This window comes from Litorilituus lipolyticus (genome assembly GCF_006439335.1).
Classification (GTDB): Bacteria; Pseudomonadota; Gammaproteobacteria; order Enterobacterales; family Alteromonadaceae; genus Colwellia; species Colwellia lipolytica.
In genome coordinates this window covers 206,896-227,456 of the sequence record NZ_SAWY01000009.1, presented here as the reverse complement: position 1 = coordinate 227,456, position 20,561 = coordinate 206,896, and the positions used below count along the sequence as shown (strand labels likewise).

At 36.6% G+C, this 20,561-nt stretch carries 15 protein-coding genes; 6 read left to right on the top strand and 9 right to left on the bottom strand.

What is annotated here, in order from left to right; genetic code table 11:
• Positions 1 to 104: 104 nt before the first annotated feature.
• The 3 genes from EPA86_RS05915 to EPA86_RS05905 form a co-directional block, all read right to left on the bottom strand.
• The gene (locus EPA86_RS05915; RefSeq protein ID WP_211664908.1) at positions 105 to 521 is read right to left on the bottom strand and encodes a putative zinc-binding protein; all 417 of its coding nucleotides are present in this window, start codon (positions 519 to 521) and stop codon (positions 105 to 107) included.
• Positions 522 to 940: 419 nt separating this feature from the next.
• Positions 941 to 1,972 carry a UDP-N-acetylglucosamine--undecaprenyl-phosphate N-acetylglucosaminephosphotransferase gene (gene wecA / locus EPA86_RS05910; protein ID WP_140602491.1) on the bottom strand — a complete coding sequence of 344 codons (1,032 nt, stop codon included), beginning with the start codon at positions 1,970 to 1,972 and terminating at the stop codon, positions 941 to 943.
• A gap of 273 nt (positions 1,973 to 2,245) precedes the next feature.
• The gene (locus EPA86_RS05905; protein WP_246058279.1) at positions 2,246 to 4,924 is read right to left on the bottom strand and encodes a polysaccharide biosynthesis/export family protein; all 2,679 of its coding nucleotides are present in this window, start codon (positions 4,922 to 4,924) and stop codon (positions 2,246 to 2,248) included.
• Between the two features lie 470 nt (positions 4,925 to 5,394).
• Here EPA86_RS05905 and EPA86_RS05900 point away from each other — a divergent pair, with 470 nt between their 5' ends.
• The 4 genes from EPA86_RS05900 (at position 5,395) to serA (ending at position 9,783) form a co-directional block, all read left to right on the top strand.
• Complete coding sequence (locus tag EPA86_RS05900) at positions 5,395 to 6,840, top strand: peptide MFS transporter (RefSeq protein WP_140602489.1); 1,446 nt, start codon at positions 5,395 to 5,397, stop codon at positions 6,838 to 6,840.
• Between the two features lie 76 nt (positions 6,841 to 6,916).
• Positions 6,917 to 7,528, top strand: coding sequence for a 5-formyltetrahydrofolate cyclo-ligase (locus EPA86_RS05895; protein ID WP_140602488.1), 612 nt, complete (start codon positions 6,917 to 6,919; stop codon positions 7,526 to 7,528).
• A gap of 142 nt (positions 7,529 to 7,670) precedes the next feature.
• On the top strand, positions 7,671 to 8,327 hold the full coding sequence (rpiA, locus tag EPA86_RS05890) for a ribose-5-phosphate isomerase RpiA (protein WP_140602487.1): 657 nt from the start codon (positions 7,671 to 7,673) through the stop codon (positions 8,325 to 8,327).
• Between the two features lie 211 nt (positions 8,328 to 8,538).
• Positions 8,539 to 9,783, top strand: a complete 1,245-nt coding sequence (gene serA, locus EPA86_RS05885) for a phosphoglycerate dehydrogenase (protein ID WP_140602504.1) — start codon at positions 8,539 to 8,541, stop codon at positions 9,781 to 9,783.
• A 118-nt stretch (positions 9,784 to 9,901) separates the two neighbouring features.
• Here serA and EPA86_RS05880 read toward each other — a convergent pair whose 3' ends face one another.
• A complete protein-coding gene (locus tag EPA86_RS05880) occupies positions 9,902 to 11,404 on the bottom strand; it encodes a CoA-acylating methylmalonate-semialdehyde dehydrogenase (protein WP_140602486.1) in 1,503 nt (500 codons plus the stop codon).
• Between the two features lie 126 nt (positions 11,405 to 11,530).
• On the opposite strand from EPA86_RS05880, the gene EPA86_RS05875 reads away from it, so the two are divergent.
• A complete protein-coding gene (locus EPA86_RS05875) occupies positions 11,531 to 12,439 on the top strand; it encodes a LysR family transcriptional regulator (RefSeq protein ID WP_140602485.1) in 909 nt (302 codons plus the stop codon).
• 25 nt (positions 12,440 to 12,464) lie between these two features.
• On the opposite strand, the gene EPA86_RS05870 is transcribed toward EPA86_RS05875, so the two are convergent.
• The 4 genes from EPA86_RS05870 to dbpA form a co-directional block, all read right to left on the bottom strand.
• Positions 12,465 to 13,244 (bottom strand): tRNA-uridine aminocarboxypropyltransferase, encoded by a 780-nt coding sequence (locus EPA86_RS05870; protein ID WP_140602484.1) that lies wholly within the window; start codon positions 13,242 to 13,244, stop codon positions 12,465 to 12,467.
• A gap of 96 nt (positions 13,245 to 13,340) precedes the next feature.
• Positions 13,341 to 14,192, bottom strand: a complete 852-nt coding sequence (locus EPA86_RS05865; protein ID WP_140602483.1) for a DUF2884 family protein — start codon at positions 14,190 to 14,192, stop codon at positions 13,341 to 13,343.
• A gap of 188 nt (positions 14,193 to 14,380) precedes the next feature.
• Positions 14,381 to 15,583 carry a cell division protein ZapE gene (gene zapE, locus EPA86_RS05860; protein ID WP_140602482.1) on the bottom strand — a complete coding sequence of 401 codons (1,203 nt, stop codon included), beginning with the start codon at positions 15,581 to 15,583 and terminating at the stop codon, positions 14,381 to 14,383.
• 10 nt (positions 15,584 to 15,593) lie between these two features.
• Complete coding sequence (dbpA, locus tag EPA86_RS05855) at positions 15,594 to 16,997, bottom strand: ATP-dependent RNA helicase DbpA (RefSeq protein ID WP_140602481.1); 1,404 nt, start codon at positions 16,995 to 16,997, stop codon at positions 15,594 to 15,596.
• Positions 16,998 to 17,182: 185 nt separating this feature from the next.
• Here dbpA and EPA86_RS05850 point away from each other — a divergent pair, with 185 nt between their 5' ends.
• On the top strand, positions 17,183 to 17,368 hold the full coding sequence (locus tag EPA86_RS05850; protein ID WP_140602480.1) for a DUF2986 domain-containing protein: 186 nt from the start codon (positions 17,183 to 17,185) through the stop codon (positions 17,366 to 17,368).
• A 77-nt stretch (positions 17,369 to 17,445) separates the two neighbouring features.
• Here EPA86_RS05850 and EPA86_RS05845 read toward each other — a convergent pair whose 3' ends face one another.
• The gene (locus EPA86_RS05845) at positions 17,446 to 20,556 is read right to left on the bottom strand and encodes an efflux RND transporter permease subunit (protein WP_140602479.1); all 3,111 of its coding nucleotides are present in this window, start codon (positions 20,554 to 20,556) and stop codon (positions 17,446 to 17,448) included.
• Positions 20,557 to 20,561: the final 5 nt, after the last annotated feature.

The window sequence follows — 20,561 nt, the reverse complement described above, 5'->3', positions numbered from 1 at the left end:
AGGCCTCATATGGCCTTAAAATACAAAACGCCTGATGAAATTCATCAGGCGTTTTAGAAAAAAGTGTCAACCTATATCAGGACAACACAGGTCTTTAGAATATCTCATCTAGGAAAAGTAATACCCGCTTTAAAAAGCTCATCATAAATACTCTTCATTGCAATAGTGTTTTCAGTTAAAGAATCATTCCATTTACTTCTTTTATCAAAACCTAGCTCACTGATTTTAAAATAATGATCCGTATTTAAACCACTTGCATCAAGGCATGACTTTGTACACCCTAAATCACAACCATCGATGGCAATGATAGTTCTTCCTGACTTAGCAAGCTCTAAAATGGGTGGGACTTTGCCGATCACACCTGAAATACATGACATTTCAGCGATACCATCACCATCGAGGTTTAAAGAGATGTTATGCGCCATTTGTGCCAAGTTAGAGCAACCTGAACATGAATAAACAATTGGTTTTTCTTTGTTATCGTTATTTATTTTATCTCTGATATTTACGATATTTTCCACAAATTACTGCTCTCTTTCTAGGTGCTGCTATTAGCAAACACTATTATGAATATTTTACCTTTCGCAGTATAGCAACGAGCTAGTTAAAAGATTTGATTTAGATCAACACAGAAACAATACCCATATAAATAGTCTGGTTAATGGATAGCTGCTCAAAAAACTTCATAGAAAATAAGTTAGCGAACTTCATTACTAAGTGTGAGAGTCAACATTTCAGTTTCCTTATATTTCACTAAATAATAAAGCTTTTAGTCACCGGTATCATAGATGAGTGTATTCTATGGATAGTTTAATGTTTATTAATAAATAAAATGAAGTGGTAAAGAATACAAGAGATATAAATAAAAAGTCCATAATGAAGACATTACGGACTCGATATTTTTGTAGTGATTAGTTTTTCAGATCTTAATCTGAATAATTTATTTACCTACTCTAGAAATTACTCTGATAGCAGAAACATAGCAAACAAACATCAATAAAAAGCCCATGAGAAGTAAAGTTTCATTAACCATGAAGTGCTCGCCCGCTAAACCAATTGACGACATAAAAGTTGCAGCTAAAGAAATAACTACCAATGTTTGTTTTGCACTCAACCCTGCTCTTTGTAGTAAGTGGTGTAAATGATCTCTGTCAGGTTTAAACGGAGACTTGCCATTTTTATATCGGCGTACTACGATAGCTAGCATATCCATTAGCGGTATAGCACATATCCACAATGCTGTTACAGGCCTAAAAGAAGCTTGCTCTCCCTGAGTTCCCATTGTCAATAACCATATAACACTCAAACCAACAAACATACTACCAGCATCGCCCATAAATATCTTTTTAGTTTCTTGCTTAAATATTCCTAAGTTGAACATTAAATAAGGTAATGTGGCTGTCGCAAGTATCAAGGGGTAGCTTAAATAATCAGTTTGACCACTCATTAAGAATAAAATGGCAATAGAAACAAAGGTATTAATACTTAAACTACCAATTAATCCATCTATACCATCAATCATATTGTAAGCATTAATTACCACGATAATAGATAAATAAGTGAAAACAATACCAAAGGGACCGAGGGAGATATTACCTAATTGAAACAAGTTCCCTAAGTTCTCAATATAGCCACCAACGCCATATATCATAAGGCTTGCGATAATTATTTGACCGACTATACGTACTCTAACTCGAAGATCAAACTTATCATCAAGCGCACCTATAAATACCATCATAGCAGATGCTATCAAATACATGCGTAATTCAAGAGTGTTTGGTAACCATAGTAAACTTGCAGCTAAAACAGCGAGAAAAATAGAAATACCGCCAATAAGTGGAATGTTGCCATCATGCAACTTTCTGGCACTTGGCTTATCAACTAAACCAACTTCTATGGCTACTGGTTTAAAAAACTTAATTGCAAAAAAAGCAAAGAAAAAAGTAGTTATGATTGTCGCAAGAATATACATTCATCATCCAAGCAGTTTTAGTTATGTTATCCAACATCAATGGAGTATCTGCTCTAAATAAAGCAAATTTTTCCGTATTATAAGCTAAACAAGGTAAAAGTAAATGTATAACTCTAAATCACTACCAAAAACAAACACTTTTAATACAATTTAAACAGTTTTTAAATAAGATACCTAATTAATAATCACTTAACTCTAGACGAGTATTGCATATAATCAATAGCATTGCCTTATCGATTTCTTTAGCTATTTTATTTATCTGCTTGATAACGTCTATATTCCACTTATAGCTGCGATAGCAACGGCAGTGTTATACATGATTGTCGTTGCACTGGTCCATAGTGACAAATTGTTCATATATTCCGCATCTAATGGTACAACTACAGTATCGCCGGGCTTCATATTACTACTAGCATCACTTGCAAACCAGTTGGCACTTTCCATCATTTTAATACTGCCATTTGCTGAAATGATATATATCCTATCATTATCTGCTCGTTTCTTGGTGCCACCACTTTTAGCCAGATAATCTTCTGCAGATAAGTTTTCATCATAAATATGTGATGATGTCACTTGTACTTGACCAATAACATTGATTGAATTTTTCTTAGTGGGTACATAGAGCACATCACCATCTTCTAATAAAATATCATAATTATTTTCTTCTATGACATTAGGTAAATTTACAACTAAACGACCAACTGGCTGGACTTTAGCCATATCTGCTAACATCTTCTGTACTTCTGCATAAGATTGGGAATAATCGGTATCAGACAATGACTTTGATGCCATTTCAATACGCAAGTCAGCAGTCAACTTTAATAAGTTTTGCTGTTCTAACTCTCTAAGTTGCACACGCGTAAAAACAGAGCCTTCTTGATGAGCAAAAGAAGTAAAGCCACCTGCTTTCTCAATCAAATCAGATAAGCGTTCACCACGACGGATGGTGTATTTTCCTGGGAAGACAAACTCTCCACGAAGCTCGACCACGTGGTTTTCACTCCATGCAGGAATTTGATGTATATTCAATCGATCTTTTGAAATAAGTTTTATGTTCTCTGTACCATCTTCTTGTAATGCCTTCCCTAAATCAATTCCAAGCGACTCTTTTACAACACTCTTATTTTGTAGTTTATTTCGTGTAATATCGGCTTTTGCTAAATAAGCTGATTCGGTCAAACCTCCAGCAGCTACAACTAGATCATCAACTTTAGCATTGATAGTTAACGGGTATATTCCTGGAAATTTTACTGCACCATCAATTTCAACTAATTGAATCGGCGCCCCAGCTCTACCTTGCTGCTTAAGCTTTTCAATAATAGGAATTAATAAACGTTGTCTAGAAAATAGTGCTAGCTGCTGAATATCTACTTCTTCTTCAAGCTCACCACCAGTCATTTGTTCAATAGATTGCTTTAATAATTTTTCAGTTTCTGCTGCCGCTTGTTGCTCTAAAGTAAATGCTTCAATACTTTCTTCATCACCATACTTTTCCCAAAACTGTTTGGTTTTATAGGAATCTTTAGCTAATTGTTGCTCTTTTCTTGTTAACTCATCTTGAGTGTAAGCTAAATTATCTAGCTCTATATTTGAGGTTGTCATTTTGGAAAGTCGTGAAAATATCACAATTTTATCATTTGAGTTTAACTCAATATTATCTTGGGAAGCTGAGCTTGATAACGCCTTAACTATATCAAATTGCAATACTTCAATATTTTTAGCTAAATCAATTTCGCGAATAACTAAGCAATAGTTTAAATCTGCATCTGCAAGAAAATGTGAATCAATACCTTTAAGGATATCGGTCACTTTAATACCTTGATGCCATTGGTATTTTCCTGGTCGACTGACTGCACCCAGTAAAGTAATCGATTTATCAAACATACTTGATGACTTTAATACCCTAATCTCATCACCAGCTTGCACTAATTTAGCTAAATCAGCTGGTTGAGATAAATCAACATTAATAACACTTCTTAAAGATTGCTGACTAAATCGCTCGACAATCGTTGATTTGGCGAATGCTGAAGGCAGTAAACCACCAGCCATAGAGACGACATTTTGAAAATCATCACTATCAACAAGTTCATATATTGCTGGACGTCTAACCTCACCTTCAATGCTTACACGACTCCCTACAGGTGAAACAAAAACAACATCGCCTGATTGAAGTAACATATCATCACTTGAATCCCCTTTTATCAGCAAGTCATACAAATCAAGGGTCTTTATAAGCTTTCCTGCCCGTTTAAGTTGTATATTTCTTAACGAACCGATCTCACTGATACCACCGGCAGCGAAAATAGCATGTGTGATACTAGATAACGAACTCAAGGTATAGGGGCCTGGCTTATGCGCTTCACCTAAAACAAAAACACGCATTGAACGCAATTCTGCCATACCAATAATTACTTCAACACCAATAACTTTTTCTTTAATTTTAGCTTTTAGTAAGCGAGTCATATCTGCATATGTTAGACCTGCTACGTTAAAAGGCCCATAGCTCGGAAAAATAATAGTACCTTCTCGAGTCACTTCAAGCTCAGCTTCTCTATTTTCTTTACCGAAAACTTGGACAGATATACGGTCACCTGGCCCAACAATATAATCAGCGGGTATAGCAATATCCATTGTCGGTGCAAATGTCTGTGGCGCATTTGCAAAAACCTCATAGCCAAATGGCTTTAACTCTTTAATTAATTCATCTTCTTCAGCTTCATCTTGCTCAGGAAACATAGGATTTCCTTGCGCATCAAACTTAGTCCCTCTGGGGTAAGATCCTGTTGGTTCAATTGCAGATGAACTTGAATCGCTTTGAGAAAGTTGCTTGCGTATAGTGTTGATATCAACCCCCATACTTTTTGCAAGCGCTTCTTGTTGTGCCGCAGGGAGTTTTTTGAATTGTTCTATTTGCTGCTGACTTACTTGCATTGCATCTGCAGGTAAAATCATAGAAAAACTTATTAACAAAATGAACACGAAACTCAACGAAAAGTTATCGATTAAATGATTTTTTCTTCTTAGTAAAAGTTTAAGCATCAACTCAAAGTCTTCCTGTAATACATGAAACTGATCGCATCAATAAGTCTTATTAAAAAATAATCAAACCAATACGATAAAAGCAGCCACGAAGTTTATCAGCATATTTACAACTGAACAACAAAGGCTCTCAAAATATTCATTGGTTTACCTTTTCATATTAGCGACATATAAATGACATAAAATCATGGCGATTATATTTCTAGATTCTATAGGAAAGATTTCTCTACAATGTTTTATACTTTTAAGCTATTGATTAGAAGTCAGACTTGCCTTTACCTACTCACACAGGTATAACAGCTCACTAGATTCATTTTTTCGATTGAATTAATGCATTTTGTCAATGCAGATTACGCAAGAATTATAAAATTTAGGATAATTATATGAACAAACCTAATGTTGGAACATTTCTAGGCCACCCGAAAGGATTATTCCTTTTATTTGGTACAGAGATGTGGGAACGCTTTAGTTACTATGGTATGCGCGCAATTTTAGTACTTTATCTAGTAGATTTAGTCGAGCGTGGTGGTTTAGGCTTCACTCGTGGTGACGCTTTAAGCTTGTATGGTACATTTACCATGCTTGTATACTTAACACCGCTCATTGGTGGTTGGTTAGCTGATAACATATTAGGACAAAGACGTTCTATCATTATCGGTGGTGTCTTAATGGCGCTTGGGCAATTTGCTTTAGGTACACCACACGCATATGTTCAAGGCATGGAACTTGAAATGTTCTATTTAGGCTTAGCATTACTTGTTTGTGGTAATGGTTTATTTAAGCCAAATATCTCTACCATGGTAGGTGACTTATATAATGAAGGTGATCATCGTCGTGATGGTGCTTTTACAATTTTCTATATGGGTATTAACTTAGGTGCTGCAATTGCACCATTAATTGTTGGTACTATCGCTGAAAAAGGCGAGTGGCAATATGGCTTCGTTGCAGCTGGTGTTGGTATGGTTATCAGTGTCATTATGCAACTTACATTTGGTAAAAAATATTTGGGTGATATCGGTGTTGAGCCCGCAGCCAAATTAGCGCTTAAAAACAGTACATCTGATAAGAAAGAACCATTAACAGCTGAAGAAAGAGACCGTATAAAGGTTATCTTTATCATGGGTGTATTTACTATCATCTTCTGGGCTGGTTTCGAACAAGCCGGCGGTCTAATGAACTTATTTGCAAACGAATATACCGATAGAATGATTGGTGCTTTTGAAGTACCAGCGAGTTGGTTCCAATCTGTTAATGCTATCTTTATCGTTATCTTTGCTCCTATCATTGCATCCGTATGGGTAAAAATGGGCGATAATGAACCCACTTCCCCAGTTAAGTTTGCCTTAGCTCTAATTTTATTAGCTGTTGGTTTCTTCTTTATGATTGGTGCTACATTACAACAAGGTGGTGATGTTAGCGTAAAAACCTCTATGATTTGGTTAATCTTAGCTTACTTATTCCATACCTTAGGTGAATTATGTTTATCTCCTATTGGTCTATCAATGGTAACTAAGCTTGCTCCTCTTCGCCTTGCATCATTGTTAATGGGTATTTGGTTCTTCTTTACTGCACTTGCAAACAAAGTTGCAGCCTTTGTTGGTTCATTTATCGGTGAAGGTAATGAAGCTGCGAATAATGCTTTAGCTATATTCTCTGGCATTGCTATTACTGCAATTGTTTCAGGTATCATTATGTACATGATCAGTGGCAAGTTAGTTGACTGGATGCATGGCGCTGAAGGTACTCACACTGATAACATAGAAGAAAAATTAGAAGAAGAATTAGAAGTAACTGCAACACACGAAGGTGTATCTAAGCAGCATAGTTAATTTAAAATCTAATATTTAAAGATTGATAAAAGCTGGTAGACTTCTACCAGCTTTTTTTATACCCGTAATTAATGAAATGACTGAAGACTTAAGAACCACACTACGTAAAAGCATTCGCAGTAAGCGAAATCAGCTTACTAATGCAAGTCAATTACAAGCAAGCCAAAACTTGACCAAGCAACTTACATGTCATCCTAATGTACTATCAGCTAAGCGAATCGCTATTTATTTAACTAACGACGGTGAGTTAGACCCTCATCCTTTCATTGAGTGGTGCTGGCAACAACAAAAAGAAGTGTATTTACCAGTCATTCACCCATTTAATAAGCATAACCTACTCTTTTTGCGCTATAAAAGCGATACAGAGCTGATAAAAAACAAATTTAACATTAACGAACCTAAGCTTAATGTTATTGACGTTTGCCCCAGTAAAAAGTTAGACATCATATTTACGCCGCTAGTTGCCTTCGATAAAAATGGTGCAAGGCTTGGTATGGGAGGAGGCTTTTACGACAGAACATTATCAAGCTGGTATAACAACTCAACTAAAAGTGCCAATTACTACCCTATTGGACTTGCACATGATTGCCAAGAAGTAGAGCAAATACCTGTAGAGTGTTGGGACATTCCACTTCCTGAAATTATTACCCCAACAAAAAAACTGCAAACGAAAGTTCTTAGTAAGTAATCATTGTTGGCAATGGCTTTATTAACTGACGGTGATATAATCGCCTGCCACAAATTAAGTAAACAAACAGTGCCTTCTCACTTTAATTACTTAGAACATTTTAAATTCGCTTAAACAAAATATTACTATTAAGGGTAGCGTAATGACTCAAGATGAAATGAAAAAAGCCTCAGCTGTTAAAGCATTAGATTTCATTGAAAATGACACTATTGTTGGTGTTGGAACAGGTTCAACCGTTAATCACTTTATCGATGCTTTAGCTACCATAAAACATAACATTAACGGTGCAGTTTCTTCATCAGAAGAATCAACCAAGCGATTGCAAGCACACGGTATTGAAGTTTTTGACTTAAATAGCATTAATACTCTTGATGTTTATGTCGATGGGGCAGACGAAATAACAAAACATATGAGTATGATAAAAGGTGGTGGAGCTGCATTAACACGGGAAAAAATCGTTGCTGCTGTTGCCAAAAAGTTTATCTGTATTGCTGATGACTCAAAACAAGTAAAAGTATTAGGCAACTTCCCACTGCCGGTAGAAGTAATTCCTATGGCTAGAAGCTATGTCGCCCGAGAATTAGTAAAACTCGGTGGAGACCCTGTTTACAGACAAGGTGTGGTTACTGACAATGGTAATGTTATTTTAGACGTTCACAATATGAGTATCGTTGATCCTAAAGCACTTGAAGATTCTATAAATTCCATTGTTGGAGTGGTAACTAATGGCTTATTCGCCCAGCGAGGTGCAGATATATTAGTACTGGGTTCAGCACAAGGCGTTGATATTATTAAATAAAATCAAAGCCACACAATAAAAACCAATTTTTTAGCATAATTATCTAACATATAGCAAATTTTCACTTTAGAGTTTATATTCTATATGCTATGTTTAATTCACTTTAGATATCTAGACATCTAAAGTGAATTGCTAAATAGATAAATTTAGCTCAACCTTAATAATTATTTCTACTAAGAAACAACCAGTGAAGCCTATTCTTATGAACAATGTGAATCAAAATTCATTAGCGAAAGACAAAATAAAAATTTTATTACTCGAAGGAGTCCATGAAAGCGCATTGGAAGAGTTGAAACATAAAGGCTACTCCAATATTGAGTACTTAAAGACTTCACTTTCCCAAGAAGAATTAATTGAAAAAATCACCAGTGTGCACTTCATTGGTATCCGCTCAAGAACCCAATTAACTGATGAAGTATTAAGCCATGCCAAAAAACTTGTTGCCATAGGCTGTTTTTGTATCGGGACAAACCAAGTAGACATCGGCGCGGCACAACGTCGAGGTATTCCTGTGTTTAATGCACCATTCTCAAACACACGCTCAGTTGCTGAACTCGTTCTTGGTGAAACGCTACTATTACTACGTGGTATTCCGGAGAAAAGTGCAAAAGCTCACCGTGGTGAATGGTTCAAATCAGCCGCAGGCTCAGTTGAAGCCAGAGGAAAAACATTAGGTATTATTGGCTATGGCCACATTGGTACTCAATTAGGAATACTTGCAGAAACCCTTGGTATGAGAGTTCGCTTCTATGATATTGAAACTAAATTACCTTTGGGTAATGCAAGTCAGGTGTTTTCGTTACCAGCTCTACTGGCTGAAGCAGACGTTGTTAGCTTGCATGTACCTGAAACAACTCAAACTCAAGACATGATCGGTTCAAGTGAGTTTGCCGCCATGAAAGATGGTGCAATATTCATCAACGCTTCTCGTGGTACTGTTGTCGATATTGATGCCTTAAGTGAGGCCTTGAGTAGCAAAAAAGTCGCTGGTGCAGCAATCGATGTATTTCCAGTTGAGCCAAAAGGTAATGATGAAGAGTTTATTTCCCCTCTTCGTGCTTTTGACAATGTTATTTTGACACCACATATTGGTGGTAGCACTAAAGAGGCACAAGCGAATATTGGCCTTGAAGTAGCAAGTAAACTAGCTAAATACTCAGATAACGGCTCAAGCTTATCTGCTGTAAACTTCCCAGAAGTTTCATTGCCTGAGCATTTTGTGCCGGGTGAGGCAAGTATCAGTCGATTATTGCATATTCATCATAACCAGCCGGGTGTATTAACCAAAATTAACCAAGCTTTTGCTGAGCACAATATTAACATTGCTGCACAGTATCTACAGACAGATGATAAAATTGGCTATGTGGTTATTGATATTGAAACATCAAATAGCACTCAAGCTTTAAAATCACTTAAAGCAATTGATGGTACGATAAGAGCAAGAATACTCCACTAGTAACTAGTTTTTTAATACAATAAACATTACAAAACCTCAAAAAAATGGTCACTCTTTAGTGACCATTTTTATTTACATCATCGTTTAAGTACTTTAGCTATTTACAATATCAAAATAACTATTTTAAACTGATTGTTGTATGAATGGTCGAACCATCTTGATGATCTGGTTCAAACCAACGTGCAGTAACAGATTTAGTATAAGTCCAAAAACTGATCACTTGTTTACCATTAGGTCCTAAGTCACCTAATTTTGAACCTCTTGATCCTGTGAAGCTGAAATAAGCAACTGGTACTGGAATAGGTACATTAATACCCACCTGACCCACATCTATATCATTTTCAAACTTTCTAGCAGCCCAACCTGATGAAGTAAATATTGAAGTACCATTACCATTTGGATTTGCATTAATAATTTCAATAGCTTCGTCTAACGTTTCGGCTTCAAGTACACATAATGCAGGCCCAAAAATCTCCTGTGTATAAATATCCATATCGGTGGTTACATCAGTAAATAGTGTTGGACCAACAAAGTTACCATCAGGATAACCTTCAACCTGACAATCTCTGCCATCAACTAATAATGTTGCACCTTGTTCAACACCTGAATTTAAAATATTCACGATTCGGTTTTTTGCTTGTGGTGAAACCACTGGTCCTAAATCAGCATCACGTTGTGTTCCTGGTCCAACTTTCATTAACTTAGCTCTTTCTGCTATTTCAGGAAGCCACTTCCGAGATTCGCCAACCAAAATTGTTACAGGGTTAGCCATACAGCGTTGACCCGCTGCACCAAATGCTGAACCAAGCAAATCATTAATCGCACGATCTTTATTGGCATCAGGCATAATAACCATATGGTTCTTAGCCCCCATCATTGATTGCGCTCTTTTGCCATGCTTAGCAGCGTGATTATATACTTTAGTACCTATATTTGTTGAGCCAATAAATGAAACAGCTTTAACTTCTTCACTTTCAATTAATTGATTCACAACATTAGCATCACCGTGAACAACATTTAACACACCAGCCGGGATGCCCGCTTCAAGAGCAAGCTCGACAAATCTAATGGTTGAAGAAGGATCTTGCTCGGACGGCTTCAATACAAAGGTATTGCCACAAGCAATTGCCGGAGGAAACATAAAGGCTGGTAACATTAATGGGAAGTTAAACGCGGTTATACCTAAACCAACACCCAAAGGCTTGTTAAGTGTATAAGTATCAACACCCGTAGCAGCATTATTTGCCATTTCACCTAACTGTAAGCGCGTTACCGAACAAGCATTCTCTATCGCTTCTAATGCTCTACCCACTTCACCTTCTGCGTCGGGTAATGTTTTACCGTGCTCTAAGGTAACTAGCTCTGCTAGCTCTTGTGTATGCTCTTTCACCAACTGTTGAAAATTCAACATAATACGCATTCTATTGGTTAGTGACACTTTAGACCAAGACTTAAAGGCTTCTTGCGCAGAGGCAACAGCAGCAGCAACTTCCTCAGTAGTAGCTACAGGCACTCTTGCGACAACTTCTTGCGTTGCTGGGTTTAATACATCTAACCAGGTATCTGATTTAGAACGAACTTTTTCCCCACCAATAATCAGTGGAACTTCTTTAATAGTCATAGCAGCCTCAATTAATAGTAATATAGTATTTAATTTATTTATCTATCTAAGGTAGTTTGTATAGTTCTCAACCACAATAAACATAAGCGCAACATACTTTGCATTTTTGCAAATGGCACATTATTTATGTATTATTGCACCATGAATTGGGATGATATAAAAATATTTCTAGAAGTTGCCAGAAGTGAGCGTTTATCAACTGCGGCTAAGCGGCTCAGCATTGATGCGTCTACACTCTCTAGACGAGTGCATAAGCTCGAAGAAAAATTATCAACTAAACTTTTTGAGCGTACGGTTGAAGGTCATAAGCTAACACAAGATGGCGAAAAACTATTACAATATGCTAGGCAAATGGAACTTAATGCCAATCAAGCGCTAAAGAACATAACTGGCGATAACATTCATAATAGCGGACAAGTTAGGATTGGGGTCACCGAGGCTTTTGGTAGTTTCTTCATTGCCCCACATTTAATTGAACTTCAACAATCATTTCCCAACATTAATGTCGAACTTTTACATTTTGCCCGTAATATAAAAATCAGCAGGAATGAAGCTGATATTGCAATAGCTGTAGAAAAACCTAAAAACACCTCAACTATTATAAGCAAACTATGTGATTATCAGCTGCAGCTCTATGGACATAAAAGCTATTTAGATAAAGTAATGGGACGAATAGATCCATCACAGTTCTCAAGTTATCGCTGGATCAGTTACGTTGATAACTTGTTATATACTGAGCAGTTATCCTATTTAAAAGAGCTAGATGCCAATATTAAACCTCACTTTCAAAGTACCAGTATTACTAGCCAATACACCGCAATAAAAAGCGGTTTAGGTATTGGCATACTTCCCTGCTTCCTCGCTGAACAGGATAACTCTCTGATCAAATTGTGCCCTAATGAAGTAAACGTCATGCGAAGCCTATATTTAGTAACTCACCCTGAAAGTAAAAGGCTATCTCACGTAAATACCGTTTGGCAATACTTAAAGCAACTGGTTAGTGATCAAAAAGCACTCCTACTGCCAGAGCATTAGTAATGCACGCTAAAATATTTTACGTTTAGCTTAATGTGTTTATATATGCCTGATAGTTCTCAAGTGCTTTGGGGTTGCCCTTATTACGTTGGCAGACACTTTTTTGATATTGATAGTTAAAAACATCAAACCATAAATCAAGTAATTTGGCATTTTGCTTCTCACCAAGCATATCTAAAACTCTGGCAGCGACATCAGCCGTTGAGAATTGGTGCTCTAACTCTGTTTTTCTCACTGTATATCTCGAGTCTTCGCCTACAGGCGATTGTTGAGTGTCATGCGATTCTTTATAGGTTTTCGCATCAAAGCTAACCAATGGGAAATTATTTAGATACGGGCTTTTACGAAACATTTTTTTTGCTTCTCGCCAACTGCCATCGAGCATGATAAATAATGGTTTTTTTCCTTTTTCACAAACAACCTTATTCGTTTGTACTTTTCTTTCCGCACTTGCATATTCACTCGGAAATATAATCATAGGCTGCCACTTTTCATCATTCAATAATGCCAGTAACTCTTGGTTTTCTTGAGTTCTAGACCACAAATAGGCATATGTGTCTGGGATAATATCAGCAATGAGTTTACCTGTATTGCTCGGTTTCAGTACTTCCGTATCATACATTAGCAATAAAAAACCAGCATTAGACTGCAGAGTATTACATGCATGCTTTGGTGCCAAAGAACATATACAAAAACGCTTTGCTAATCGGCAATACTCACAACGGATGACCCTTTGTCCTCTTGCTTTGTATGTGGTTGTACTTAAACTTTTACGATATTGATATAAATGATGAACTGCGTGCATAAAAATAGTGAAATAAAAAAAGGCCTATCAATTATACCAGTGATAGGCCTTAAAGTTGAGTTTAGTTACGTTTGAGAACACTCTACTTCTTTTATATTACATTAATTGTTCATCTTTTTTATCATGAGCATCATGGTTATTTGAGTTAGTCGAAATAACATTTATTGTTGATAATTCATCAATACTTAATTTCATTTTCTCTTCTAACATATCTATTGCTAACGCTGAATCACATAATGCCTCTGCTTTTTCCTCTATCTTTTCTGCACGTGCTTCCATTTGATGCTCGATATTTTCACCGAAATTTTCCATCCGGGCTTCAAAGGCATCTGTGTCACCGCCTGAGAATAGCATTTCTTGTCCTACTGCAACCAATAAAGTTCCCATAGAATTCATCACGGCTTTTTCAACTACCGATTCAATCCGCTCTTCAAATTCTTCACCAAAAAACTCACCATCATTGATGCCATTTTCTCCAATAGTAAAACCGTGCTCCTCAGAAAACTTGGTAGATACATCTTCACGAACCAAGGTTAATTCACGTGTTAACTCTGTCGCAATATCATTACCTTCCCCTAGTAATTCATTAAACGCTAAGTTTACTCCCGTTACCGCTAAATCAACGCCCTCAATAGCAATAGATTGTATTTCAGGTACCATAGCTCTAATACTGGTTGAGTATTCATTGACTAATTGCTGCTGTGAGTCATTTAATTCTACTGCTTCACCTTGAACAATCAGCTCATTGTTATCGACTATTTTATAAATTGTTTCATCATGCTTATCTAAAAATGCAATAGTGCTTTTATCAATACGAAAACCTGTATCTAGTTCAACATTACATGAAGAGTCATGTGCAAATACAGCGCCTGAAGTTAATGTGGCTGCTAAAGTTGCTACTACAATCGATTTATTAAATAATGTACGGCTGTTTGATAAAGTCTTCATATGATAATCCTAGCTTATTTAGCATTTAAAAATTGTAGTTAATTATTGCAATTAACTTAATTGACTTTAATTACAATCAAAAGTGATGCCAAAAATAAAAACACTGCAAAATCAACATAATAAGTAAAAATAGTAATATTCCATTGCAGCGAGAATAAAAGTAATTAGTCAAAAACACTAAATACTGGTCAATAATTTATTGATTGCATTTCATGCAAACGAGATTGACAACGAGCAAATTCAAAAGCAAGCTCTTGCCCTTTATATAACTGGTCAATAGGCACTGCTGCACTGACTATCAGCTGAATGTTTCTATCGTAAAACTCATCAACTAAAGCGATGAAACGCCTTGCTTCATCATCAAGTGCCTGTAATTGATCCAAGAAATGACCTTTTCTTTGATAACTATCTTCTACACCTGAAGCCACTTTAGAGAGAGTTTTACCACTAAATTGTGGGATATTACTGATGAAAACAATCTGATATTCATTGGCAATATTAATATAATCAAGCTGACTTCTTGGGCCTGAGCATAAATCGAAAAAATCAAACCAAATTAACTTTCCTGTACGACATATAAATTTAATTTCACGATTGTTTACTTCAATACAGTGGTTGTGCTCAATATTTTCTTCTCTCAACATTAGTGAATTAAAATACTGTGCTATCTTTTTATTACCTTGCTCCGCCACTGAAAAATATCGTTTGTCGATATCAGTTTCATCATGAGTTAATCGATGATCGGTATCACCATCAATTGAAATAATATGACAATGTTTTTGAATTTGTTCAATTGTCGGGATAAAGCGCTCTCGTTGAAGTCCATTTTTATAAAGTTTCTCAGGATGACAATTTGATGTGGCCACAATAATAACACCATTATTGAATAAGGCTTCAAACAGGCCTGCTAAAATCATAGCATCACCAATATCAGCAACAAAAAACTCATCAAAGCACAACACTTGCACGTCTAGCGCCCAGCGCTTAGCAATTTTCTCTAAAGGATTTATTTTATGCTTATCTCTGGCTGAAATTATTGCCAGCTGATGATGGACATCAGCCATAAAGCGATAAAAGTGAATACGCCTTTTACGAGGAGTTGTTAATTTTTGGTAAAACAAATCCATTAACATGGTTTTACCTCGACCTACACGCCCATGAAAATATAGTCCTTTTATTGGGGTGTTCACTTCAGGGTAAATGCTGTGACTAAAAAAATAACTGCTTAAACGAGTTTTTAACGATGAAAAAGGAAAAGTAGGCGTTTGAACAGCTTTATCATGCTGTTCAATATCATGAATTAAATTATCTAATGCCTCAACAGCAAGAAGCTGAGCCGTATCAATATCAAGCTCACCTTCCTCAATTTTTTGTTGATAAGCGACTTTCATAGAAAGTAGGTTAACTGACTAAATGTCTCACTTTAAAGCTCTTCCCTTTCATTTTGCCATTGGCTAATTTTTTTAACGCAGGTTTTATAACAGTTTTCCTAACCGCAACATAAGCTTTGTTGTCAAAGACGTTAATTTTACCGACTTGATTGCCATTAATGCCTTTATCACCTGTCAATGCCCCTAAAATGTCACCAGGACGCACTTTCTGCTTTTTACCGCCATCAATTTGAATGGTTGCCATATTAGCGCTAGGCCTTGGCAAGGATAATACTTCGTTCGAAGGCAGTAACTCAGGTTGAATAACTTTCTCTAAGTAGTCTTCTAATAACGCCACTTTATAGCTTTCTTTATCGCTAAATAGTGAAAAAGCTAAACCTTTATTTCCAGCTCTGCCTGTTCGACCAATTCGATGAACATGCACTTCACTATCTCTGGCAATATGATAATTTACCACCAAATCTAAATTATCAATATCTAGTCCTCTCGCGGCTACATCGGTTGCAACCAGTATTGCCGCACTTTTATTGGCAAAGCGTAATAGGGTTTGATCTCTATCTCGTTGTTCTAAATCACCATGTAAAGCAAGCACACTAAAACCATCACTATGGAGCATGCTAGCAACGAGCTGAGTTTCTTTCTTGGTATTACAAAATATGACGCTTGAATCAACTTGATTATCAAGTAGTAATAACCTTAATGCACCTAAACGATGTTCATCATCTTCTACTTTGAAAAACTTCTGCTCAATATTTGACTTTTCATCAGTTGAAGTAACTTCAACCATAACAGGATCAGTCATAATGCTGTCACTAATTGCTTTGATTTGCTTTGGATAAGTTGCACTAAATAACAATGTTTGTCTTTGTGTAGGGCTTCTATCAATTATATTATCTAAGGCTGCTTGAAAGCCCATTTCAAGCATTCTGTCAGCTTCATCTAATACAAGTAAATTCAAATCATCAAGGTTTAATGTCCCTTTAATCACATGCTCTTCTATTCTACCTGGCGTACCAACAATAATATGTGCGCCATGCTCTAATGAACCTATTTGTGGACCAAAAGGTGTGCCGCCACACAAAGTCAGAACTTTTATATTATGAATAGCTCTGGCAAGCTTTCTAATTTCTTTCGCGACTTGGTCGGCAAGCTCTCTTGTTGGGCATAACACCATAGACTGAATACGAAAACGTTTAACATTTAACTTATTTAACAATGCTAAACCAAAAGCTGCTGTTTTTCCTGAGCCTGTTTTACCTTGGCCAATGACATCTTTACCTGCCAACATATCTGGTAATGATTGAGCCTGAATAGGAGTCATCTCATGATACGCTAATGATTTTAGGTTACTAACCAATGCATTATCTAAAGTTAATGATGAAAATGACTTATTATTGCTGGCACTATTGCTCATGGATATTCCTAAGTTTTTTAGCTCATGACTTTTATGAGCAACTATTTGCGCGCATAATAGCAGCAAAGTGCTATATACTCTAATGAATTAAATTTTAAAGTGTCACTGACTTAACGTAATTGTGCCAAGAATATACTCAGCAATGAATTCGCTTAATCAAGCTAGCTGAAAATCAAGAGAATAAAATGAACAGAAAGAAGAAAATTAAAAATACACTGAAATTGAAAGCAAAAAAAGCCAACGCTAAACTACACAAAAGTAATAAGCCAAAATATATTTCAAAAGCTGAGCGCGCTAGAATCGCACAAGAGCAGCAAAAAGAGTTCACTACTCCCTCAGCAGAACAGCCTATTACCGAAGAAAAGGCTTAATAACGCTAGTTTTCTAAAAAGTTTAGACAAAAAAAACGCTTAGCTCTCACTAAGCGTTTTTTAGCAATGAAGTTTAATTAAGCTTCAGTTTGCCCTTTTAATTTTTCACGCATTCGCTGTACTAGCATATAAAAATACGGAACCAGCAGAGTACCTAATATAGTCGCTGAAATCATTCCAGCTAATACCGTGATACCAAGAGAAACCCTACTTCCTGCACCTGCGCCAGTTGCGAACACTAACGGTAACACCCCAAGAATGAAAGAGAAAGCCGTCATTAATACCGCTCTAAAACGCATTTTAGCTGCAATTAATGCCGCATTAAATATAGTTTCTCCAGCAGCGCGTTGCTCCATGGCAAACTCAACAATAAGTATTGCTGTTTTAGTCGATAGCCCTATAAGTAAGACTAAACCTACTTGAGCATAAATATTGTTAGCTAAACCAACAGTATAAAGTGCTAACATCGCGCCAAACAATGCTAACGGCACAGCTGAAATCACAGAAAACGGTATACTCCAACTTTCATACTGCGCGACTAAAAACAAGTACACAAATACAATAGCTAAACCGAAAATCACTGGTGCTAAATCACCCGCTTCAATTTCTTGTTTAGACTGGCCTGCCCATTCATAAATAAAACCTTGAGGTAATTTATCTGCTAACTCTTCCATGACTTGAATCGCTTGACCTGAGGAGTAACCTTCAATTGCTTGACCTGTAATACTCGCACTACGATATAAATTAAAGTGACTTATCGTCGTTGGCCCTAATATCGGGGTAAGTTTAGCTAAAGTCGTTAATGGAACCATTTCATTATCATTGTTACGAACATAGTAATAACGCAAATCTGAAGGCTCTTTACGATATTTAGTTTCTGCTTGAATAGTCACACGATACGTTCTACCAAACTGACTAAAGTCATTTATATACAAAGAACCTAATTGTGCCTGTAACGTGACAAAAATATCTGACAAAGCAACACCCTGTGCTTTAGCTTTATTCCTATCAACTTCTAAAAAGTATTGCGGTACATTGGCTCTGTAAGTACTAAATACCCTTGTTAGTTCTGGACGCTGATTCGCTTCATAAATAAGGCCATTCATCACTTGCGCAAGCTGTGCAGGATCACGACCCTCACTGTCTTGAAGTTTAAACTCAAAGCCTGAACTATTACCTAAACCAGGGATTGGCGGCGGGTTAAACACCATAATTTGTGCATCAGGCATTGTCCATAATTGCCCCATTAATCGAGGTATTAACTGCCTTAAGCCAAGCTCAGGTGCAGTTCTATCTTCCCAATCTTTCAGAGTAATAATTGCTAAACCATTATTCGAACCAGCACCACCTAACAGTGAAAAACCTGAGACGGTAATTAAATCTTCAACCGCCTCATCATTAGTAATAATAGGGGTAATTTTATCTAACACGGTTTGTGTTCGATTACTTGAAGAAGCATCTGGTAATTGAATATCAACAAACAAGTAACCTTGGTCTTCATCAGGTAAAAATGCTGTAGGCACTGTTTTAGTCAACAAACCTGCACCTATAAAGACGATTACAACAAAAATACCAACACGAGCCACACGTTTTAGAAAAAATGATACAACTTTACTGTAGCCTGCGGTTGAATTAATAATGATTCGTTCAAAAGGTTGCAACCACTTGATTGGCTTCATTGTTTCGGCACTAAGCAATACACTACATAGCGCAGGACTTAATGTCAGTGCATTAATTGAAGAAATTATTACAGCAAAAGATATTGTTACAGAAAACTGCTTATATAGCTCACCAGTAATACCCGGCATAAACCCTACAGGAACAAACACGGCAAGTAACACTAAGGTTGTAGCTATGATTGGCCCTGAAACTTGCTCCATAGCCTTTGTAACAGCTTCTTTAATCGGCAGTTTTTCTTCTTTTAAGATACGTTCAACATTTTCAATAACAATGATGGCATCATCAACGACAATACCGATAGCAAGCACTAAACCAAATAAAGTAATGGTGTTAATTGAATATCCCATTAAAAGCATAAAGGCAAAGGTACCGATTAACGATACCGGTATTGCCAATGTAGGAATAATTGTTGCTCGCCAGTTTTGCAAAAACAAAAATACTACAAGAACAACAAGCGCTACCGCTTGATATAATGTTACTTTTACTTCTGCAATAGAGCGATCAATAAACTCTGTTGTATCATAAGGAATGACATACTCTAAACCATCAGGAAAACGCTCAGAAAGCTTTGCCATTTCCTGCTTAACTAAATCTGCGACTTCAGTCGCATTAGCATCAGGCAATTGATAAATAACCAAGAAAGCTGTTTCTTTTCCATTTAACCTTGCTTGTGTTGAGTAATCTTCCGCACCGAGCTCTAATCGAGCAATATCAACCAATCGCACAAAGTTCCCATTTTTTTGCGCTTTTATAATTGTCTGACCAAATTCTTCAGGTGTTTTTAAGCGCCCTTTTGCTTGAATTGAATATTCAAATTGTTGATTTGGAAGAGTTGGGCTTGAGCCTAACTTACCCGCAGCAACAATCATATTCTGCTCTTGTAATGCTTGTTGTACTTCTGCAACGGTTACATTTAAAGATGACATTCGTTCTGGGTTCAACCATGCTCTCATGCTGTAGGTCATTTCACCCATAACTTCAGCCGATGCAACGCCGTTAATCCGCCCTAAAGGCTCAACTAAATAATTTGTCGCATAGTTACTTAAAAAGAGTTGGTTGATTCCAGGTTGATCAGAATATAAGTTTACCCCTAGCAACATACTGCTAGATTTTTTCTTTACGTCGACACCTTGACGCGTAACTTCGGATGGCAATGAACTCGTAGCTAGTGCAACTCTGTTCTGCACATTAACTTGAGCAATATCACCATCAGTACCCACTTTAAAAAATACGGTAATAATAGCGGCACCATTATTACTGGCTGAAGATTCGATATAGAGCATATCTTCAACACCATTAACTTGCTCTTCAATAGGTCGAATAACAGACTCTTCTACTACTTGAGCACTTGCTCCTGGGTAGACAGCAGCTATTTGTACTTGCGGGGGAGTAATTTCAGGGTACATATTTACAGGCAATACGCCCATAGCAATCAGACCAGCAATAGAAATAACAATAGAAATTACAAAGGCAAACTTAGGACGATGTATAAAGGTTTTACTAATCATCAAAT